Annotated in this window: 14 protein-coding genes, 3 tRNA genes and 4 pseudogenes; 7 read left to right on the forward strand and 14 right to left on the reverse strand. The window is 39.5% G+C overall.

Annotation, left to right across the window (positions count from 1 at the left end; all coding sequences use genetic code 11):
* The first annotated feature begins 9 nt into the window (after nt 1-9).
* The 3 genes and pseudogenes from edd (at nt 10) to hcpC (ending at nt 3,436) form a co-directional block, all read left to right on the forward strand.
* Nucleotides 10-1,851 carry a phosphogluconate dehydratase gene (gene edd / locus D2C78_03805; GenBank protein QEF35124.1) on the forward strand — a complete coding sequence of 614 codons (1,842 nt, stop codon included), beginning with the start codon at nt 10-12 and terminating at the stop codon, nt 1,849-1,851.
* A gap of 18 nt (nt 1,852-1,869) precedes the next feature.
* Nucleotides 1,870-2,495: pseudogene (gene eda, locus D2C78_03810) on the forward strand (bifunctional 4-hydroxy-2-oxoglutarate aldolase/2-dehydro-3-deoxy-phosphogluconate aldolase).
* Between the two features lie 69 nt (nt 2,496-2,564).
* Nucleotides 2,565-3,436: pseudogene (gene hcpC, locus D2C78_03815) on the forward strand (Sel1-like repeat protein HcpC).
* Nucleotides 3,437-3,637: 201 nt separating this feature from the next.
* On the opposite strand, the gene D2C78_03820 reads toward hcpC, so the two are convergent.
* The 4 genes from D2C78_03820 to D2C78_03835 form a co-directional block, all read right to left on the reverse strand.
* Nucleotides 3,638-4,390 (reverse strand): SDR family oxidoreductase, encoded by a 753-nt coding sequence (locus D2C78_03820; GenBank protein ID QEF35125.1) that lies wholly within the window; start codon nt 4,388-4,390, stop codon nt 3,638-3,640.
* A gap of 17 nt (nt 4,391-4,407) precedes the next feature.
* Entirely contained in the window at nt 4,408-5,943 is a 1,536-nt protein-coding gene (locus D2C78_03825; protein QEF35126.1) for a hypothetical protein, read from the reverse strand.
* Nucleotides 5,944-6,373: 430 nt separating this feature from the next.
* Nucleotides 6,374-6,449: transfer RNA gene (locus tag D2C78_03830), tRNA-Ala, on the reverse strand.
* Nucleotides 6,450-6,465: 16 nt separating this feature from the next.
* A tRNA-Ile gene (locus D2C78_03835) sits at nt 6,466-6,542 on the reverse strand.
* Nucleotides 6,543-6,656: 114 nt separating this feature from the next.
* Here D2C78_03835 and galE point away from each other — a divergent pair.
* Nucleotides 6,657-7,691, forward strand: coding sequence for a UDP-glucose 4-epimerase GalE (gene galE / locus D2C78_03840; protein ID QEF35127.1), 1,035 nt, complete (start codon nt 6,657-6,659; stop codon nt 7,689-7,691).
* Here the strand turns inward: galE and truA are convergent.
* The 4 genes and pseudogenes from truA to D2C78_03860 form a co-directional block, all read right to left on the reverse strand.
* Nucleotides 7,685-8,413, reverse strand: a complete 729-nt coding sequence (truA, locus tag D2C78_03845) for a tRNA pseudouridine(38-40) synthase TruA (protein QEF35128.1) — start codon at nt 8,411-8,413, stop codon at nt 7,685-7,687. The two genes, galE and truA, sit on opposite strands and share 7 nt — an antisense overlap.
* Complete coding sequence (locus tag D2C78_03850) at nt 8,414-9,451, reverse strand: LptF/LptG family permease (GenBank protein QEF35129.1); 1,038 nt, start codon at nt 9,449-9,451, stop codon at nt 8,414-8,416.
* Nucleotides 9,452-9,461: 10 nt separating this feature from the next.
* Nucleotides 9,462-10,091, reverse strand: a complete 630-nt coding sequence (pcm, locus tag D2C78_03855; protein QEF35130.1) for a protein-L-isoaspartate O-methyltransferase — start codon at nt 10,089-10,091, stop codon at nt 9,462-9,464.
* 9 nt (nt 10,092-10,100) lie between these two features.
* Nucleotides 10,101-11,125: pseudogene (locus tag D2C78_03860) on the reverse strand (ribonucleotide-diphosphate reductase subunit beta).
* A gap of 202 nt (nt 11,126-11,327) precedes the next feature.
* On the opposite strand from D2C78_03860, the gene D2C78_03865 reads away from it, so the two are divergent.
* Nucleotides 11,328-11,412 (forward strand) — tRNA-Leu (locus tag D2C78_03865).
* A 25-nt stretch (nt 11,413-11,437) separates the two neighbouring features.
* On the opposite strand, the gene pseC is transcribed toward D2C78_03865, so the two are convergent.
* The 6 genes and pseudogenes from pseC to accB form a co-directional block, all read right to left on the reverse strand.
* Nucleotides 11,438-12,574, reverse strand: coding sequence for a UDP-4-amino-4,6-dideoxy-N-acetyl-beta-L-altrosamine transaminase (gene pseC, locus D2C78_03870; protein ID QEF35131.1), 1,137 nt, complete (start codon nt 12,572-12,574; stop codon nt 11,438-11,440).
* Nucleotides 12,571-13,170 (reverse strand): Laminin subunit alpha-2 precursor, encoded by a 600-nt coding sequence (locus tag D2C78_03875; protein QEF35132.1) that lies wholly within the window; start codon nt 13,168-13,170, stop codon nt 12,571-12,573. The genes pseC and D2C78_03875 overlap by 4 nt, the downstream gene beginning before the upstream one ends.
* Nucleotides 13,171-13,262: 92 nt before the next feature.
* A pseudogene (locus tag D2C78_03880) lies at nt 13,263-13,811 on the reverse strand (restriction endonuclease).
* Nucleotides 13,811-14,770 (reverse strand): SAM-dependent methyltransferase, encoded by a 960-nt coding sequence (locus D2C78_03885; protein ID QEF35133.1) that lies wholly within the window; start codon nt 14,768-14,770, stop codon nt 13,811-13,813. The pseudogene D2C78_03880 and the gene D2C78_03885 overlap by 1 nt, the downstream one beginning before the upstream one ends.
* Before the next feature lie 91 nt (nt 14,771-14,861).
* The gene (locus D2C78_03890) at nt 14,862-16,229 is read right to left on the reverse strand and encodes an acetyl-CoA carboxylase biotin carboxylase subunit (protein QEF35134.1); all 1,368 of its coding nucleotides are present in this window, start codon (nt 16,227-16,229) and stop codon (nt 14,862-14,864) included.
* Between the two features lie 5 nt (nt 16,230-16,234).
* Nucleotides 16,235-16,717, reverse strand: a complete 483-nt coding sequence (accB, locus tag D2C78_03895; GenBank protein ID QEF35135.1) for an acetyl-CoA carboxylase biotin carboxyl carrier protein — start codon at nt 16,715-16,717, stop codon at nt 16,235-16,237.
* 129 nt (nt 16,718-16,846) lie between these two features.
* Here accB and D2C78_03900 point away from each other — a divergent pair, with 129 nt between their 5' ends.
* Nucleotides 16,847-17,413 (forward strand): dCTP deaminase, encoded by a 567-nt coding sequence (locus D2C78_03900; protein ID QEF35136.1) that lies wholly within the window; start codon nt 16,847-16,849, stop codon nt 17,411-17,413.
* A 158-nt stretch (nt 17,414-17,571) separates the two neighbouring features.
* On the forward strand, nt 17,572-19,800 hold the full coding sequence (locus D2C78_03905; GenBank protein QEF35137.1) for a hypothetical protein: 2,229 nt from the start codon (nt 17,572-17,574) through the stop codon (nt 19,798-19,800).
* The last annotated feature ends 2 nt before the right edge of the window (nt 19,801-19,802 follow it).

The raw sequence follows: 19,802 nt of genomic DNA on the forward strand, positions 1-19,802 counted from the left end.
GGGGTGTTCATGCCTAAGCATTCTTTAGAACAAATCAAAGAAAAAATTACAGAGCGTAGCAAAAAAACCAGAGAGCTTTATTTAGAAAATATCTTTAACCCTAAAAACCAGCCCAAGATTGAGAGCTTGGGTTGCGCGAATATTGCGCATGTTACAGCGAGCATGCCAGAGCATTTAAAAATGCCTTTAGGTTCGCATAAAAGAAAGCATTTTGCGATTATCACGGCTTATAACGACATGCTTTCAGCCCACCAACCTTTTAAAAATTACCCTGATTTGATTAAAAAAGAGTTGCAAGAGCATAACGCTTATGCGAGCGTCGCCAGTGGCGTGCCAGCGATGTGTGATGGTATCACGCAGGGTTATGAGGGAATGGAATTGAGCTTATTCAGCAGAGATGTGATCGCATTAAGCACCGCCGTAGGGTTAAGCCATAATGTTTTTGACGGGGCGTTTTTTTTAGGCGTGTGCGATAAAATCGTGCCAGGCTTGCTCATAGGAGCGTTAAGCTTTGGGAATTTAGCGAGCGTGTTTGTGCCAAGCGGGCCTATGGTGAGCGGGATAGAAAATTATAAAAAAGCCAAAGCGCGCCAAGATTTTGCAATGGGAAAGATCAACAGAGAAGAGCTTTTAAAAGTGGAAATGCAAAGCTACCATGATGTGGGCACTTGCACTTTTTATGGCACGGCTAATTCCAATCAAATGATGATGGAGTTTATGGGGTTGCATGTGGCTAATTCTAGCTTTATCAACCCTAACAACCCCTTACGGAAGGTTTTAGTAGAAGAGAGCGCTAAAAGATTAGCGAGCGGGAAGGTTCTGCCTTTAGCCAAACTCATTGATGAAAAAAGCATTCTTAACGCTCTTATAGGCTTAATGGCAACCGGAGGTTCTACCAACCACACTTTGCATTTGATCGCTATTGCTAGATCGTGTGGGGTGATTCTCAATTGGGACGATTTTGACGCCGTTTCTAATCTCATACCCCTTTTAGCTAAAGTCTATCCTAACGGATCAGCGGATGTGAACGCTTTTGAAGCGTGTGGGGGCTTAGCGTTTGTGATCAAAGAATTGTTAAAAGAGGGGCTTTTATTTGAAGATGTGCATACGATTATGGATACAGAAACGCAAAAAGGCATGCAAAATTACACTAAAACCCCCTTTTTAGAAAACGACCAATTGGTGTATAAAGACGCTGTTAATCATAGCTTGAATACGGATATTTTACGCCCTGTTAGCGAGCCTTTTGCCGCTAATGGGGGGCTTAAAATTTTAAAGGGTAATTTAGGGCGGGCCGTGATTAAAATCTCAGCCATTAAAGATGAGCACAGGAAAGTCAAGGCCAGAGCGATTGTTTTTAAAACCCAAAGCGAATTTTTAGAACGCTTTAAAAATAAAGAATTAGAAAGGGACTTTGTGGCGGTCTTGCCTTTCCAAGGGCCTAAGTCTAATGGCATGCCAGAATTGCACAAACTCACCACAAATTTAGGGGCTTTGCAGGATATGGGCTATAAGGTTGCGCTAGTTACGGATGGGCGCATGAGCGGGGCGAGTGGGAAAGTGCCTAGCGCGATCCATTTAAGCCCTGAGGGAGCGTTAAATGGGGCGATCATTAAGATTAAAGATGGCGATTGGATAGAATTAGACGCTCCTAATAACGCCTTGAATGTGCTTGAAAAGGATTTTGAAAAGAGAGGCATCAACCCCTTGTTTTTAGAAACCTTAGAAAATTTAGAAAAGCCTACTTTTGGGCTGGGTAGGGAATTGTTTACAAGCTTGAGATTGAATGTTAATACGGCTGAAGAGGGCGGCATGAGTTTTGGCATACAAGGTATAAATATAAAGGTATAAAAATATAAAGGAGATAAAATGCAAGATAAAACAATAGAGGTTTTACAAATCAGCCCCATTGTCCCTGTGGTGGTGATTGAAAATATAAAAGACGCCGTGCCTTTAGCGCAAAGCCTGATAGAGGGGGGTATTCCAATCATAGAAGTTACTTTGCGATCCAGTTGCGCTTTAGAGGCCATAGAGCTTATTGCTAAGAATGTGCCAAAAATGCGCGTGGGCGCTGGCACGATTTTAAATCTTACTCAATTAGAGCAAGCGCAAAATAGGGGGGCAGAGTTTTTGATTAGCCCGGGCCTTACGATAACGCTTTTAGAACACGCAAAGAAAAAAGGCATGCCCCTAATACCTGGGGTTTCTAGCAGTAGTGAAGTCATGCAAGCTTTAGAATGGGGTTATAACGCTTTGAAATTTTTCCCGGCAGAGTATTGTGGGGGCGTTAAGCTTTTAAACGCTTTTAACGGCCCTTTTAAAGGGGTGAAATTTTGTCCCACCGGGGGGATTAGTGCAGATAACATGCGCTCTTATTTGAATTTAGAAAATGTTTTGTGCGTGGGGGGAGTTGGCTTACCCCTAAAGATTTAATTCAAAACAAAGAGTGGGATAAGATCACAGAAATTTGTAAGAGGGCGTTAGCTTTAAGATAACAAAAAGATCATGGCATTTTGTATTTGCTTAATAACACTATAATAAAATTTTTAATAAGGAGATACATCATGTTAGAAAATGTCAAAAAGTCCTTTTTTAGGGTTTTGTGCTTGGGCGCGTTGTGTTTAGGGGGCTAATGGCAGAGCAAGACCCTAAAGAGCTTGTAGGTTTGGGGGCAAAGAGCTACAAAGAGCAAGATTTTTCTCAAGCGAAGAAATATTTTGAAAAAGCGTGCGATTTGAAGGAAAATAGCGGGTGTTTTAATTTAGGGGTGCTTTATTATCAAGGGCATGGGGTGGAAAAGAATTTGAAAAAAGCCGCTCAATTTTACTCTAAGGCTTGCGATTTAAATTACAGTAATGGGTGTCATTTGTTAGGGAATTTATATTATAGCGGGCAAGGCGTGTCCCAAAACACCAACAAAGCCTTACAATACTACTCTAAAGCGTGCGATTTGAAATACGCTGAAGGGTGCGCGAGCTTAGGGGGGATTTATCATGATGGTAAAGTGGTAACTAGGGATTTTGAAAAAGCGGTGGAATATTTCGCTAAAGCGTGCGATTTAAACGATGGCGATGGTTGCACGATATTAGGGAGCTTGTATGATGCAGGCAGAGGCACGCCTAAAGATTTGAAAAAAGCGCTCGCTTCGTATGATAAAGCTTGCGGACTAAAAGACAGCCCGGGGTGCTTTAACGCAGGGAATATGTATCATCATGGCGATGGCGTGGTAAAGAATTTTAAAGAGGCTCTCGCTCGTTATTCTAAAGCATGCGAGATGCAAAACGGCGGAGGGTGTTTCAATTTAGGGGCTATGCAATACAATGGCGAAGGCGTAACAAGGAATGAAAAGCAAGCCATAGAAAACTTTAAAAAAGGCTGTAAATTGGGCGCTAAAGGGGCATGCGATATTCTCAAGCAGCTCAAAATCAAAGTTTAGTTTGAATAAGGCTTGATCAAACGGCTTTAAAAGCGAACTTTTGGGGGTTAGGGGATTTAAAAGGAGGTTTTAGGGGAGTAGGGGAGAATAATTTCAAAATACTTTCTATCCCATTAAAATAGTGAGTTTAAAATAAAATAACCAAAATCCCTTTTTCTTGAAAATTAAAGGGTTGTTGAAGTTAAATTTATTTAAAACCCCTTAAGGGTTTTTATGGGTGGGTAGGGGAGCGAAAGTTTGGCTTGTGGGCATGATTTCTATGCGGTTGATATTGACATGCAAGGGTTGTTCATAAATCCATAGCACGATGTTAGCAATATCTTGTGGTTTGAGGTAAAGGGTGTTTTCATAGACGGATTGGGCTTTGATTTTATCGCCCTTAAAACGCACCATGCTGAATTCGGTTTCGCCGCACAAACCGGGTTCAACATTACTCACTCTAATGTTAGTGCCAGCCAAATCCGCTCGCAAATTTAAAGAAAATTGTTTCACAAACGCCTTGCTCGCTCCATAGACATTCCCGCCAGGATAGGGGTAAGTGCCAGCGATAGAGCCAAGATTGATAATAGTCCCATGGTTATGCTCTATCATAGAGGGCAAGATCAAGCGGGTGAGATACAACAACCCCTTGATATTCGTGTCTATCATGATTTCCCAGTCGTTTAACTCGCATTCATAAGCCTTGTTTAAGCCTAGCGCTAAGCCGGCGTTATTGATTAAAGCGTCAATGCGATCCGTCATGGAAAAAATAGCCTCTAGTGCTCGCTTAGTTTCAAGCTTGTTTTGAAGATCAAAACACAAGGGAATGAAACGCTTGGGGTAAGCGAGCTGCAATTCTTGCAAATTCTCTTTTCGCCTCCCTGTGCCAAAAACCACATGGTTTTTTTGTAAAAACGCCTTAGCGATTTCTAACCCAAACCCTGAAGTCGCCCCGCTAACTAGAATGTGCGCCATTTCTGTCCTTTAAGATTTTAAAAAAGCCCCTTAAGCCCTTTTTCAAGCTTTTCTTTGAGCTTATCATCTTTAAGCAAATGATCTAAACCTTTTTTAAGGGTGTCATTTTTTAAGATTTCTTTCAAGCCTTGTTGCAGGTTTTGTTGGATGGCTTTCTCATTTAAAATGAGGGAAAATTTTGGCTGGTGCATGCTGCCTTGAAGTTTCATTTTAAAAATGAATTTTAAGATTTCCGCATCCATGAGCATGTCCATTTGCTTGGTGTTTAAATCCAACAAGCCGTTATGGATTTTCAATTGGGTTTTGGGGCTTTTTAAGCTGAGACTAGAGAGCAGGCGTTGCTGGTTGATTTGGCTTACCAGATTGGCATCGTTATAGATTTCTTTAGTAATATCAAATTGAGAAATGGAGTAGAGGAAATCGCTGAATGCATTTTTGAGGAATCTTGCGTTTTTTAGGCGGGCTTTCAATACGCCTTGCTTAGCACTAAGGTCATAATCCAAGTTAGCGTCTGCAATGGATTGGAAAAATTTAGGGTAATGGAATAAGTCTAGGACTTTTAAAGTGGAAATATTGGAAAAACGGGCTTTCAAATCTTTATTTAAAAGCGTGAAATCCAGTGTGCCGTCTAGTAAATTTGAATGGCCGCTGACTTTTAAAAGTTTGGGGCTTTGCTCTATATTGCCATTTAAAGTCAAGCTCCCTTTTAAGGGGTGGTTGGTAATGTTTTGGAGTTTGGCTAGATTGGGGATTTCTAAAGTGTAGGGGGCGTTGAGTTTTAAAACAGAGAAAAGATATTCGCTTTTTAGGGCTGTAAAATTGGCTAAAGGGCTAGTCAGGGTGGTATCGCTGATGGCTTTGTTTTCTTTAAAATCGCTTGAGTGCGAGAGGTTGAAGATAAGCGTGTCTTTAAGGTTTAAATGAAACATTTGATTGATTAGGGCGTTATTAATTAAAGCGTTATTAGCTGTTAGAATCAAATGGCCCTCTAAAGGCTTTAGAGAGTTAAAATCCGCTTGTAAGGACACTTTTGCGTTCGCATAAGCGGGGCGATTGATTAAATAAAGCAAATCTTCTAAATTGGCGTCTTTTGCATTCAAACTTAAATGAGAAAGCTTGAAATCATTTAAAAGGGCGTTGTAGGCAGTGTGGGATTGAGCCGCATTAGAGACGCCTTGAATCACAAGGGCTTTTCTATGCCCTTTGATATTCCCAGAAGTAACAATAGCCCCCCTTAAAGGGTAGGGTATCCATTCTTTGAAAGAGCGTAAATTTTTAATATCTATGTGGTAATTCAAATTTACGCTTTGCTTTAAAAGCGAGAAATCCCCTTTAAGAATGAGAGTGGAATCGTCATTGGCTTGAGCTTTAAAATCCAAAGAGTTGAATCTCAATTTAAAGGTTTTAACGCTCAAGTAGCGTTCGTTTGGGTTGATTTTTTTCTCTATATACGAAGTGATGATCTTATTCCCCCATTCTGTGAAAAGGATAAGATAGGTTGTTAAAAGGCCGATTAAAAGAAGCACGAGTAGGGTATAAAGAAATTTTTTCATGTTTGTTTGTCCTTGAAATAAATTGAATGGAATATATTAGCTTGTTTTGTAAGGGTTTCTAACATTTTTTATAAAGCCTTAACGAAAGGCTTGAATTGAGCCAATAAAGAAAGAATCAAGCGCTCAAAACCCACAATTTAGTAACAACACGCTTACAACCATTGAAAAACTCAAAATCCTAAAATTTTAAGCCCCCTAAACAAGCGAACACTGAAAAGCTTGCGAAATTAGAAAGCGAAAAGTTATAAAGCAAAAGAGATTTTGCGCCATTTTAAGAACAAAGCAAACAAAAAATCTCAATTTAATTTAATCTTTCATTAAGGAGCTTTGAGTTAAAAGATTTGCGGCGTTAAACAAAGACGATCCAATCGTTTAGGATTTCTCAACCAAAGACACGACTGATAAAAAGAAAAAATTTAAGGAGAAAACATGGTGGAGAATAGCGGGATCGAACCGCTGACCTCCTGCGTGCAAAGCAGGCGCTCTCCCAGCTGAGCTAATTCCCCAAGGATTGTAAAAAAATGGTGGGCTTAGGAGGAGTTGAACCTCCGACCTCACCCTTATCAGGGGTGCGCTCTAACCACCTGAGCTATAAGCCCTTTAAAGCCAATAAAGATGAAATTATAGATTAAATTTTCTTAAGAAATCCTTAAATGATAAATGGGATTAAGATGTTATAATAGTTGTTATTTTTTCATTTTAAAAGGGGTTTTATGGCATTATTATTCACAGGGGCGTGCGGGTATATAGGCTCGCATACCGCAAGGGCGTTTTTAGAAAAAACCACAGAAAATATCATTATTATAGACGATCTTAGCACCGGTTTTTTAGAGCATATCAAAGCGTTAGAGCGTTACTACCCTAATAGGGTTGTGTTTATTCAAGCGAATTTGAATGAAACCCACAAATTAGACGCCTTTTTGAATAATCAACAGCTAAAAGACCCCATTGAAGCTGTCTTGCATTTTGGGGCTAAAATCTCAGTAGAAGAATCCACGCGCTTGCCTTTAGAATACTACACCAACAACACGCTCAACACTTTAGAGCTTGTCAAACTTTGCTTAAAACATGCAATCAAGCGTTTTATTTTTTCTTCTACGGCCGTGGTTTATGGCGAATCTAATTCAAGCTTGAATGAAGAAAGCCCCTTAAACCCCATTAATCCTTATGGAGCGTCTAAAATGATGAGCGAAAGGATTTTGTTAGACGCTTCTAAAGTAGCGGATTTTAAATGCGTTATCTTGCGCTATTTCAATGTGGCTGGGGCATGCATGCACAATGATTATACCACGCCCTACACGCTAGGCCAACGCACGCTCAACGCCACGCATTTGATCAAAATTGCATGCGAATGCGCGGTGGGTAAAAGGAAAAAAATGGGGATTTTTGGCACCAATTACCCCACTAGAGATGGTACTTGCATTAGGGATTATATCCATGTAGATGATTTGGCTAACGCGCATTTAGCGAGCTATCAAACCCTTTTAGAAAAAAATAAGAGCGAGATCTATAATGTCGGCTACAATCAAGGCCATAGCGTGAAAGAAGTGATAGAAAAGGTCAAAGAAATCTCAAACAACGATTTTTTAGTGGAAATTTTAGACAAACGACAGGGCGATCCAGCAAGTCTTATTGCCAATAACGCTAAAATCTTACAAAACACCCCTTTCAAACCCCTTTATGACAACCTAGACACCATTATCAAAAGCGCTCTAGATTGGGAAGAACACCTTTTAAGATTTCAATAATACACCCTGTGCAAATACAAGCCATTAGCCATTATGGGCGTTCTTATAGTGGCTTTGAGATTATGGATTTGCATTTCAATTTCAGCGAGCGTGATTTTTTCTAAGGAGTATTGAACGCATGCTTGAATGATCAAACGCACGCTGGAGCGTAAAAACGCATCGCCAATGATTTTAAACACCACGCACTCATGCCCTATGATAAAGGTTTTATAAGCAAAAGCGTTAAAAATGATGCGATTAGGATTGGTTGTAGCACCGCTTTCTTTTTTAAACATGGAAAAATCATGCTTGCCTGTGAATTGCTTTAAAGCGGTATTTAATAAATCTAGTGAGCCATAATCCCCACAAGCGATATAAGGCGCTAAAAAAGGCGTTTTTAAATTCTTCGTCAAAAGGTAACGATACGCTCTTTTTTGAGCGTCAAAACGCGCATGGAAGTTTTTTTCTTCTAGTTTTTTTAAGACAATGTGCGGAGCGAGTTTGGGGGCTAGATAATAAAATAATTTATCAGCGCTCCAGTGTTTTGGAGCGTGAAAAGACAGCGCTTGGTTGTTCGCATGCACGCCTTTATCCGTGCGCCCAGCCGCAACCACAACGCTTTTAATCCCTAGCGCATTTAAAGCGCCCTCTATTTTATCCTGAACGCCGAGTTTGTTAGGCTGTTTGGCATAGCCTAAAAAATACGCCCCATCATAAGCGATAGTAGCCTTAAAGCAACGCATTCAATAACGCTTTAAAATGAATTTTCTAAACAACAAATAAGAGCCAAACGCCCAAATAAAGGGGAAGAAAAAGGTCATCAAAAACAAATCCGTAGAAATCACATGCACCATTAAAAAATAAACCCCAACCGCTCCAAGGACATAGAAATAACTCCAATTCGTTTTGAATCGTGGGTTGGCGATGCCAAATAAGGGGATTAAAAACACGCTCGCTAAAGGGAATAAGGAAACTAAAATCGCTTGAGAAAAACGCCGTTTTTGATTTTTATTAGCGTTTTTACCAAAGGCTTTTTTCCAATAACCTAAATAATCCGTGCCTTGCAAATAAGCCGCATCATTAGAATTGAAAGACTTGAGCTTGTTGCGCAAATGCAATTCTTCAAAATCAACTTTACGCATTTTATCGCCTTGAGTGAAATACGCATGCCCTTTGTATAAATTCAATTCAAACACGCCGTTTTGATTGTTGATATTGCCTTTTTGGGCCAGAATGAAGCTTTCTTGAGAGAGGCTTTTATTGGAAAAAAGCACTAAATTATCATAGGAATTGTTCTCAGCCTTATCCACATACACGAGCCAATCGCCTAATTTTTGCCCGAATTCACCGGCTCTGATGTTAATGTCAATCTTGTCTTTTTTTTGACGCAAAAACCCGTAATAAGCGCTCTTAGAAGTGGGGATTAAAATAAGCGAAAACACCAATAAAATCGCACTCACCAAAAGGCTTAGCGGCACAAACGCTTTAGTCATTGTTTTAGGCGAAACCCCTAAAGAGAAAAACACTAACAATTCATGGTCATAGCTAAGCCTTGAAAGCCCTAAAGCGCAAGCCGCAAAAAAAGTGATTGGCAAAATAAAAAAGATAGTTCCTGGTAAGGAATACAAAAAGAGTTGCACTAGATCCAAAAAGCTCACTTTAATCACGAGCGTTACGCTTGCGATACTGATTAATAGCACGATAGAAGAGATAAAAAATAGCACTAAAAAGAAAGAGAAAAAGACCTGCGAAACCGCCATGAAAAGATAGTGTTTAATCATGCCTTAATCTTTATTGCACCCCATCTACAACAGGCACGAACGAGCATTTTTCTAACACTTTTTGGACGCGCAAAGCGTTATTTTGCTTCACAAAGCGTTTGATCACTTGCTCGTTATTTTCTTGAATGGGTGCGACTAATATCCCGCCTTCTTCAAGCTGATCAATAAGCGCTTGGGGGATATTTTTAGCGCAAGCAGAGAATAAAATCCTATCATAGGGGGCGTATTGATCCCAGCCCTTGTTCCCATCAGCGAATTTAACATGAACGTTGTCTAAACCGAGATTTTTAAGGCGCAAACGCGCTTCTAAATACAGGCTTTCAATCCTTTCAACGCTAAAAACGCGCCTGAAAATTTGAGACAGCACCGCCGCTTGATAGCCGCTCCCGCAGCCAATTTCTAGCACGCTATCCACATGATCGATTTCTAAATATTGCGTCATTTTGGCCACGGTTAGGGGCGAAGAGATGTATTGTTGCGCTTGCATAGAAAGCGCATTCAAAGTGTAGGCAAAATGTTTAAAGGGGGCTGGCACAAAAACTTCTCTTTCAATGCTCTCCATAGCCTCTCTCACTTTGGGGTGCAAATGAAAACGCTTGTGGATTTCTTCACACATCAAATGGTTTTTAATACTATTCAAACAAGCCCCTTAAAAATCATCAAAACTCACGCTCCCTTTAGCGTAATTGCTCACCCTAGCTTCAAAGAAATTGGAGCGCTGTTCATTGAAACTTGAAAAGCTCTCTACCCATTTAATGGGGTGTTGGACGCCATAAACTTTAGCGATACCCACCTTACTCAAACGGCTATCCGCTAAAAACTGGATGTATTGCTCAATCAAACTTGAAGTGAGCCCTAAAATCTTGCCTTGCGTGATATAATCCCCCATGAGGCTTCAATTTCTACCGCTTTTTTAAACATTCCTATGACTTCATTAATCAATTGTGGCGTGAATAGATCCGCTCTTTCATTCCTTAAAGCGTTGATCATGTTTTGGAATAAAATCAAATGCGTTACCTCATCTCTTTGGATAAAACGAATCATTTGCGCTGAACCTAGCATTTTACCGCTCCTAGCCAGCGTGTAAAAATAGCTAAACCCGCTATAAAAATAAATCCCCTCTAAAATCTGGTTCGCAAAAAGCGCTTTGAGGATGTTTTCTTCTGTGGGGTTTTTGGCTAATTCCATATACACTTGCGCGATATAGTCGTTCTTGCTTTTTAATTGCATATCGTTACGCCACATGTCATAAATCTCTTCAGTATTGGCGCTAATGCTTTCTACCATCACCGCATACGCATGGCTGTGTAGGGCTTCTTCATAAGCTTGGCGCACCAAACACAAATTGATTTCGGGACTGGTGATAAAGGGATTGACATTGTCAATTAAATTATTGGTTTGCAAGCTATCCATAAAAATGAGTTGCGCTAAAGCTCTGTCATAGCCGATCTTTTCTTCTGCGCTTAATTTCAAATAATCTCTTTTGTCATCGTTCATGCTCACTTCTTCAGCAAACCAGGTGTTAGCGAGCATCGTTTTCCACAAATGATCCGCCCATTGATACTTGATCTTATTCAAATCAAACATGCTTGTAGGATTGCCCCCAAAAATCTTTCTTTCATTCACACTTTCTGTAGAATTGGGGTTGTAAATTTTCTTGCGTGAAACTTCCATTGTGTTCCTTAATTTCCTTAAAACTATCTAATGATATAGTCTCGTTAGAATACCTTAAAAGAATTTAAAACCCCCTAAAAGCCAGAAAAAACTCCAAATTTATAAAAAACTTCAATTTTTCAGTATTTTTAAAGGATTAAACAGCTAAAATGTTGCTTCTTTATTTTCTACTTCTTATATAGCATGCGATGGCGTGCGGTGTGCGGAAGTGGCGAAATTGGTAGACGCACTAGACTTAGGATCTAGCGCCGCAAGGCATGAAGGTTCGATTCCTTTCTTCCGCACCATTCTTAATGATTAAGACTTGAAGCCCTAAATGGAACTTATTCTATTAAAACCTTCAAAAGTTTTTAAAACGCTATGAGCGATGTTTTGAACGCTTTCTAAATTTAAATTCGCATGACAAGGCAAGGAAATTTCAGCGTTATAAAAATCTTCTGCACTTTTTAATGGGGCTGTATTGAAGAGCTGTTGATACAATTGGTATTGGTAAATGGGTTTGTAATGCACTTGGGCTAAAATGCCACGCTTGTGCAAACTTTCTAAAATGAGTTTTTTGCATGTAAAAAATTTTTGATCCATTAAAATAGGATAAAGGTGGTTAGAGCTTTGGTGTTTTAACAAGGGGTGTAAAGGGGTGAAATAAGGGTTATCTTTAAAAATCCTATCATAGGTTAGAGCGGCTTCTTCTCTTTTTTGCATTAAAAAGGGGGCTTTTTTAAGCTGGCTCAAACCCAAAGCGCTTTGGATTTCATTCAAGCGGAAGTTATGCCCTATGCTTTTGACTTCGCCTTCAAAAAAATCTTTTTTGAGCATGCCATGAGAGCGAAACGATTTCATTTTTTCATACAATTCGCTATTATTAGTAACCACCGCTCCCCCCTCAGCCGTAGTGATAGGCTTAATGGCATGGAAACTAAACACGCTCGCTAACGCAAAGCCTCCTACTTTTTTGCTTTGATACTCGCTTCCTAGAGCATGCGAGCTGTCAGAAAGAAAACTCAAAGAATGTTTATTGCAAAGCTCTTGAATGCTTTCTATTTCCACGCTTTTACCGGCATAATCCACGCTCACTATGGCCTTGGTTTTTTCGTTAATGAGCTTTTCTAGGGCCAATTCATCTATATTGCCATCGTTTTTGACTTCAGCAAACACGGGTCTATAACCACTCTCTAAGAGCATGTTAGCCGTCGCTACAAAGCTTATGGGGGTGGTGATTATTTCATTACAATCAGCGTTAAATCCGCTAAAATTCCTATAAAGCGTTAAAAGGGCTGAAGTCGCGCTGTTAAACACTAACGCATGCTTAACGCCCAGAAACTCGCACAAAGCTTCTTCAAACAAAAGAGAGCGTTTGCCTTGCGTGAGCTGTTTGGAATTTAAAACCTCTAAAACAGCCTTTTTATCTTCTTCATCTAAACAAGGCTCGCTATAAGCAAACTCTTTCAAGCGAGCAAGTCTTGCAAGCGAGATGGGGTGATCTTGCTTGTGTCATGGACATCTTGGAATTTTTGAGCGTTCAGTCTCGTTTTATCTAAGGTGTTATATTCCTTGTTCAAATGATTCGTTTCAGCGAGCTGTTTTTTCCACTGGTGCAAAGAGTTTTGAATGTTTTCTTTCTCACTTTCTAATGATTTTGAAAATTTCTCCAAAGCTTTCGTGTCGTCAATATCAATATTGCCAGGGAGTTTCAAACTATCATTGCCTGATTTTTGGTTGAAAGAATCAATCGCTTTGTCCAAACGGCTTTTAAAACGCTCAAAATCGCTTCGATCTTTTTCATTGTTATGAGCGTAAGATTTAGAAATACCCACCAATTCTTTAGCGTCTTTATCCATGCCTTTTAAGCTTTTAAGACGGCTTTCTAAATCCCCTATGGCTAGGTTATCCTGCTTGGCTTGTTTGGCCAATTTGATTTTTTCATCATTCTCTGAAAGATTTTGAATTTCCTTATTTTCTTCTTTTCTTGCGCGCGAACTAACCCTTTGAGCATGGTAATCCCTCATCGTTAAAGACGGGTTATAATGATTTGAAATCTTAGACATCCTATCCTCCATTTCGTTTGATTTTCTTAAAGATAAGACAAGCAAACTCTATTCCTAAAATATTTTGATCCACTCAATTCTATCTAAAAATATTAATCTAACTCTAAAATCCTCTCTAACTCTTTGATGAGGTTTGTAATTTCTTCCAATTCTTTAATATTGAGAGTGAGCTTATCATTGACTTGATTATCAGGATTCATTGGCACCAATTGCTTTTTAAATTCATTTTGTTTCATAAAGTATTTTCTTTCTTTATGAATGTAATGGATTTCATCTTTTTTAAAAATTCTATAAAGCAATTGGTCTTCGCACACTCCTAAGCAAATCAAAAAATCATAGTTGTATCGTGGGTTTATACCATTGAACTAAAAAGTGTTGTTAGCTCTACCTTTTCGCGCTGTTTTAACTTCAAAGGACACACCGCTTTTTGTCATAATATCGTATTCATCATGAATAATGCCATCATTGATCACTCCATCTATAGCGTTAAGCACATTTTTTAAAAACTCTTCACCAATCTGCCCTATAGCGTTGGCTTCAAAATCTCTAATTTTTGAAAAAATAGCGTTGTAATCTTGTCCTAAATTCAATTCTTCATGTTTTTTTTCAATAATTTTTAAAAAAGTTTGTTCTAAGTCCATCAATTATCCTTTAAACCATCCAAATGATCGTATAAGGCTTGAAAAATATGACTTTTTCCTAGATGATAGCAAGAATTAGTCGCTAAACTTGCGTATTTTGTCCAATCAATCTCTTTGAATAGTTTTTTTAATTGAGTGTTTAAAGCCTTGTTGGCGCTAGTAAATACCACAGCAATACCAGATTGATACTTAACTTCCTCAAAGTTCTCTACAATTTGTGTGCTTTTATAAAAAGTTGATGAAATGTAAAAAGACGCTTTTTGATTAAAAATCCACTCTCTACCGCATTCTCTGTTTTTAGCTAATGAAACCGTGAAAACCTTGATATACTCGCCAAAGGGTTCTTTATGGCGATTCTTATACCAAGAAAATTCACTTTTTTTGTTTTGATACTTTTTGCTCCAAATTTGAAACACGCAATGCACATCCACTTCTTTATTTTTAAAATCTATAAACGCATTTTTTTCTAAGCGTTCGCTATAAAGCAGATTTAAACCTTTCACACGATACTTAATAGATCCCTTCCCTTGACTTTCAAAGAACATGGGTAGGATAAAACACACAAAATCACAATTTCTAGCATGGTTAATAAATTCTAACGCCATAACCCCACGATGCCCAAAAGGAGGGTTGCCCAAGCAAATCACTTTTTGATGCGTGGGCAGTTTATAATTTAAAAAATCGCATTGAATAAATCCATCTCTTTTGGGTTCAATGTCTATACCAATGCGTCTATTTTTAGGGAATAAGTCATAAAACACCCCATCGCCTGCACTTGGCTCTAAAAAAATAAAGTCATCTGGATTTTCGTATTTTTTAATCACTTCACAAGCTTTTTGGAAGCATTTTAAAGCCACACTAGGCTTAGTGAAATACTGATCTAGAACATTGCTAGAATTTTCTTTCATCTCATTGCCATTGACATAGCGTTTAGAGGTATCTTTAAACAAGGTTTGCATGAAAAAACTTTACTATAAAATCATAAAATTTAACGCTGATTTTTTTGATTGCTTAAAACCCTTAAACTATGCTTAAAAAAATCCTTAAAACTTAAAAATTTTCTTCTAAATACTTCGTGTGGATTTTTGCTTGCCTGAAATCCGCATTTTCAAGCATTTCAAGGTGGAAAGGAATGGTCGTTTTAATGCCTTCTACCTTAAATTCCTTTAAAGCCCTTTTCATCTTAGCGATCGCTCTTTCTCTGTTTTCACCCCACACAATGAGCTTGCCAATCATCGAATCATAGTGCGTAGGCACGACATAATTGGCATGCACATGCGAATCAAGACGCACATTCACCCCACCAGGGGCGATCCATCCGGTGATTTTACCCGGGCTTGGGTAGAATTTTTTAGGATCTTCTGCAGTGATTCGGCATTCTATCGCATGCCCTTTGAGAGAAAGGCTTTCTTGCTTGGGCAATTCTTCGCCTTGAGCGATTTTAATCATCCATTCAATGAGATTTAACCCGCTCACCATTTCGCTAATGGTGTGTTCCACTTGCAAACGAGTGTTCATTTCCATGAAATAAAAATCTTTCATGTTAGAATCAAGCAAAAATTCAAAAGTCCCCGCCCCCACATAGCCGATGTATTTAGCGGCCTTGATCGCTGTTTCTAGCAAACGCTTACGCACGCCCTCTTCTAAAACCACCGCCGGGGTTTCTTCAATGAGCTTTTGCTGGCGTCTTTGCACCGAGCAATCCCTTTCACCCACATGAATGACATTGCCATGCTTATCGGCTAGAATTTGGACTTCAATGTGCTTGGGCTTGTTGATGAATTTTTCTAAATACACGCTCCCATCGCCAAACGCGCTCAAAGCTTCCGTTTCTGCGGCTAAATAAAGATTTTTAAGCTTGGATTTATCTTCTACGACGCGCATCCCCCTTCCGCCCCCACCAGCAGCCGCTTTAATGATGACAGGGTAGCCGATTTTATCAGCGATTTCTTCAGCTTCTTGATAGCTTTTAAGCAACCCATCACTGCCCTCAATCACAGGCATGCCGGCTTCTTTCATCACGCTTTTGGCTTTGGATTTATCGCTCATTAAAGCCATGACTTTTGCACTCGGACCAATAAATTCTAAAGAATGGTGCGAGCAAATCTCTACAAAATTCTGGTTTTCACTCAAAAACCCATACCCGGGGAAAATCGCATCCGCTTCAAACAATTCCGCCGCACTAATAATGGCCGGGATATTCAAGTAACTCTCGCTAGATTTGGCTCCCCCTATACACACTTTTGCGCTAGCCGTATTGAGGTAGTGGGCGTCCTTGTCAGCGATAGAATAAATAGCTATGGATTCTTTACCCATTTCTTGAATGGTTTGGATCGCTCTTAAAGCGATCTCGCCTCTATTAGCGATCAAAATGCGCGAAAGCTCTTTTTTTTCTACCTTTTTATTTTCTTTATTCATGGGTTTTAAAGCTTTTCCACTTTGATGAGTTTCGTGCCGTATTCTACCGGCTGAGCGTCTCCCACTTCAACAGAAACCACCTTGCAAGGGTATTCCACTTCAATTTCATTCATGATTTTCATCGCTTCTACAATGCCCACGATTTGCCCTTTTTTAAGCGTATCGCCCGCTTTGACATAAGGCTCAGCCCCAGGGGAGGGCGCATGATAAAAAGTGCCTACCATAGGCGAAAGCACGAAATCTTCTTTTTTATCCACAATAGGGGTGCATACCATAGGCACAGGGGCTTGAGCGCTTGGCATGCTCGCTTCTACCATAATGGGGGCTTGGATGGAGGTTTGAGAATGAGCGGGACTTAGTGCATTTTTTTTCGCATAAGCGGATTCTTTATCCAAAACCAGTTCAAAATGCTCATGCTTTAATTTCAAATGCCCTAAATCAGAAGCTTTAAATTCTTTGATCAACTCTTCAATTTCAGAAAGGTTCATAACGATCTATTCCTTATATTATTTTAAAATATGCCACAAACACATAATCTTACTAACCATAAGCGTTTTTAGCAAAAAATTATTGTTATAATAACATAATTATTAACAAACTTTAAAGGCTTTGTGCGTATGGGATTGAAAGCGGATTCTTGGATTAAAAAAATGAGTTTAGAGCATGGCATGATTAGCCCTTTTTGCGAAAAGCAAGTCGGTAAGAATGTGATCAGCTATGGTTTGAGCAGTTATGGGTATGATATTAGAGTGGGGAGCGAGTTCATGCTCTTTGATAACAAAAACGCTTTGATTGACCCTAAAAACTTTGACCCTAACAACGCAACCAAAATTGATGCGAGTCAAGAGGGCTTTTTTATCTTGCCAGCTAACGCGTTCGCTCTAGCCCATACGATAGAGTATTTTAAAATGCCTAAAGACACTTTAGCGATTTGTTTAGGCAAAAGCACTTACGCTAGATGCGGGATTATTGTGAATGTTACGCCTTTTGAGCCGGAATTTGAAGGCTATATTACGATTGAAATTTCTAACACCACTAATCTACCGGCTAAAGTCTATGCCAATGAAGGGATTGCGCAAGTGGTGTTTTTACAAGGCGATGAAATGTGTGAGCAAAGCTATAAAGACAGAGGCGGTAAGTATCAAGGGCAAGTGGGCATCACTTTGCCTAAAATTTTAAAGTGATTTGAAGAAAGATAAAAGTGCTTATCCTTTGGGCGTTGTTTATTTTTAAATACAAACAATACCGCAATTTCTCAAAAATATATTATAATACGAAACTTCAGTTTGATTGAGTTACAGGCTCTTTGAGAACAAAACGCTAAACCATTTAGGAAAATACCATGCTAAGATTCGTTAGTAAAACGATTTGTTTGTCTTTAATCGGCTTGTTCAATCCTCTAGAAGCCTTTCAAAAACACCAAAAAGACGGCTTTTTTATAGAAGCCGGGTTTGAAACCGGGTTATTAGAAGGCACTCAAACTAAAGAAGAAACAACAGCTCAAAACACCCAAAAAATCTATGAAAACCCCCTAACCCACCCACAAACTAAAGAGCAACCCAAAGAACAAAACAAGAGCGATACGGCCACCCCCCAAAGCGTCTATGGGAGATACTACATCCTCCAAAGCACCATTTTAGAAAAAGCGACTGAGTTATTCACAGCGGCTAATATCAATGGCAACGGCTTAACTTTTTATTCTCAAAGCCCTGTGTATGTGATGGCATACAACAAGGATAATGCCGAGTTTGAAGGCTATGGCAATAACAGCGTGGTTGTGATACAAAACTTTCTGCCCTACAATTTAAACAATATTGAGCTGAGTTATACAGACGCTCAAGGCAAGGCAGTCAATTTAGGCGTGATAGAGACTATCCCTAAAGATTCTCAAATCATTCTGCCTGCAAGCCTGTTTAATAATTTTTCAAACGATTCATTATTCAACTCTGATGGCCTCCAACAACTTCAAACCACTACCACCCCCTTTTCTGACGCTAACACGCAGAGTTTGTTTGAAAAGCTCAGTCAAATCACGACTAATCTTCAAATGACTTATGAGAATACAGATCCGTTTTCTAGCGGCAACAACGATCCTAATGGCCCTCTTACTTCTCCTAAACCTCATTATGAATGCCCTGGTTATAAAAAGAGTTGTCAAGTCGCTTCGGTGTCTTTCACCCCACAAACCGCAGAAGAATTGACCAATTTAATGTTAGATATGATTGCGGTGTTTGACTCCAAATCTTGGGAAGAAGCCGTTTTAAACGCCCCTTTCCAATTTTCTAACAGCCCATCAGAGTGCGGTATTGATTACCCTAAATGCGTGAATCCCTTTAATAACGGGCTTGTTGATCCTAAAGATGAAAAATATGTGCTAACCCCAGAAGAAGTTATCAATAGTTATAGAGTCGCTAATGAGCTTACGGTGAACCTCTTGAATGCGGCCAAGGGGTTTTTAGGGCTAGGATCCCAACTAGGCAGCGCAAGCGCTCCTGGTGATAACGGCTTCAATCAAGGTGTTTTAGGGATAGCGCCTTTTGCCTTAAACCCTGAAAAATTGTTTGGCAAAAATTTGAATAAAGTGGCTATTTTGGCGTTAAGAGACATTATCCATGAATACGGCCATACTTTAGGTTATACCCATAACGGGAACATGACTTATCAAAGGGTGCGTTTGTGCCAAGAAGGAAACGGGCTAGAAGTGCGGTGTGAAGGCGGGCATGAAGTGGAGAAAAACGGGAAAGAAGAGCTGGAATTTAGCAACGGGCATGAAGTGCGAGACCATGATGGTTACACCTATGATGTTTGCTCTCGTTTTGGCGGCAAAAATCAGCCCGCTTTCCCTAGCGATTACCCCAATTCCATCTACACCAATTGCGCTCAAGTCCCTGCTGGGCTTATAGGGGTTACTACCGCTGTCTGGCAACAGCTCATCAATCAAAACGCCCTGCCCATTAATTTCGCTAATTTGAGCAGCCAAGCCAACTATTTAGACGCTAGTTTGAACGCAAGAGCCTTCGCTAGCTCTGTGTTTAACGCATTCAATCAAAGTTTTTTAACTTCTAGCGCCCAACAATCTTTTAGAAGCCCTATTTTAGGGGTTAATGTTAAAATAGGCTACCAACATTATTTCAACGACTATATAGGGTTAGCTTATTATGGTATCATCAAATACAACTACGCTCAAGCTAACGATGAAAAAATCCAGCAATTAAGCTATGGTGGGGGAATGGATGTGTTGTTTGATTTCATCACCACTTATACCAATAAAAAGCAAGGCAATCCCACTAAAAAAGTTTTTGCTTCCTCTTTTGGGGTGTTTGGGGGGTTAAGGGGCTTATACAATAGCTACTATGTTTTCAATCAAGTCAAAGGGAGCGGTAATTTAGATATAGTTACTGGGTTTAATTACCGCTACAAGCATTCTAAATATTCTATAGGCATTAGCGTTCCTTTAATCCAAAGCGGTATTAAAATCGCTTCTAATAATGGCATCTATGCGAACTCTGTTGTTTTGAATGAAGGGGGCAGCCATTTTAAAGTGTTTTTTAATTACGGGTGGATTTTTTAAAT

Source organism: Helicobacter pylori, assembly GCA_008032935.1.
Classification (GTDB): domain Bacteria; phylum Campylobacterota; class Campylobacteria; order Campylobacterales; family Helicobacteraceae; genus Helicobacter; species Helicobacter pylori_CX.

Excerpts from the sequence above, each read along its gene's own strand:
- edd (QEF35124.1), top strand. The coding sequence starts at position 10 with ATGCCTAAGCATTCTTTAGAACAAATCAAAGAAAAAATTACAGAGCGT.
- D2C78_03820 (QEF35125.1), bottom strand. The coding sequence starts at position 4,390 with ATGGCGCACATTCTAGTTAGCGGGGCGACTTCAGGGTTTGGGTTAGAA.
- D2C78_03825 (QEF35126.1), bottom strand. The coding sequence starts at position 5,943 with ATGAAAAAATTTCTTTATACCCTACTCGTGCTTCTTTTAATCGGCCTT.
- galE (QEF35127.1), top strand. The coding sequence starts at position 6,657 with ATGGCATTATTATTCACAGGGGCGTGCGGGTATATAGGCTCGCATACC.
- truA (QEF35128.1), bottom strand. The coding sequence starts at position 8,413 with ATGCGTTGCTTTAAGGCTACTATCGCTTATGATGGGGCGTATTTTTTA.
- D2C78_03850 (QEF35129.1), bottom strand. The coding sequence starts at position 9,451 with ATGATTAAACACTATCTTTTCATGGCGGTTTCGCAGGTCTTTTTCTCT.
- D2C78_03875 (QEF35132.1), bottom strand. The coding sequence starts at position 13,170 with ATGTCTAAGATTTCAAATCATTATAACCCGTCTTTAACGATGAGGGAT.
- D2C78_03885 (QEF35133.1), bottom strand. The coding sequence starts at position 14,770 with ATGCAAACCTTGTTTAAAGATACCTCTAAACGCTATGTCAATGGCAAT.
- D2C78_03890 (QEF35134.1), bottom strand. The coding sequence starts at position 16,229 with ATGAATAAAGAAAATAAAAAGGTAGAAAAAAAAGAGCTTTCGCGCATT.
- accB (QEF35135.1), bottom strand. The coding sequence starts at position 16,717 with ATGAACCTTTCTGAAATTGAAGAGTTGATCAAAGAATTTAAAGCTTCT.
- D2C78_03900 (QEF35136.1), top strand. The coding sequence starts at position 16,847 with ATGGGATTGAAAGCGGATTCTTGGATTAAAAAAATGAGTTTAGAGCAT.
- D2C78_03905 (QEF35137.1), top strand. The coding sequence starts at position 17,572 with ATGCTAAGATTCGTTAGTAAAACGATTTGTTTGTCTTTAATCGGCTTG.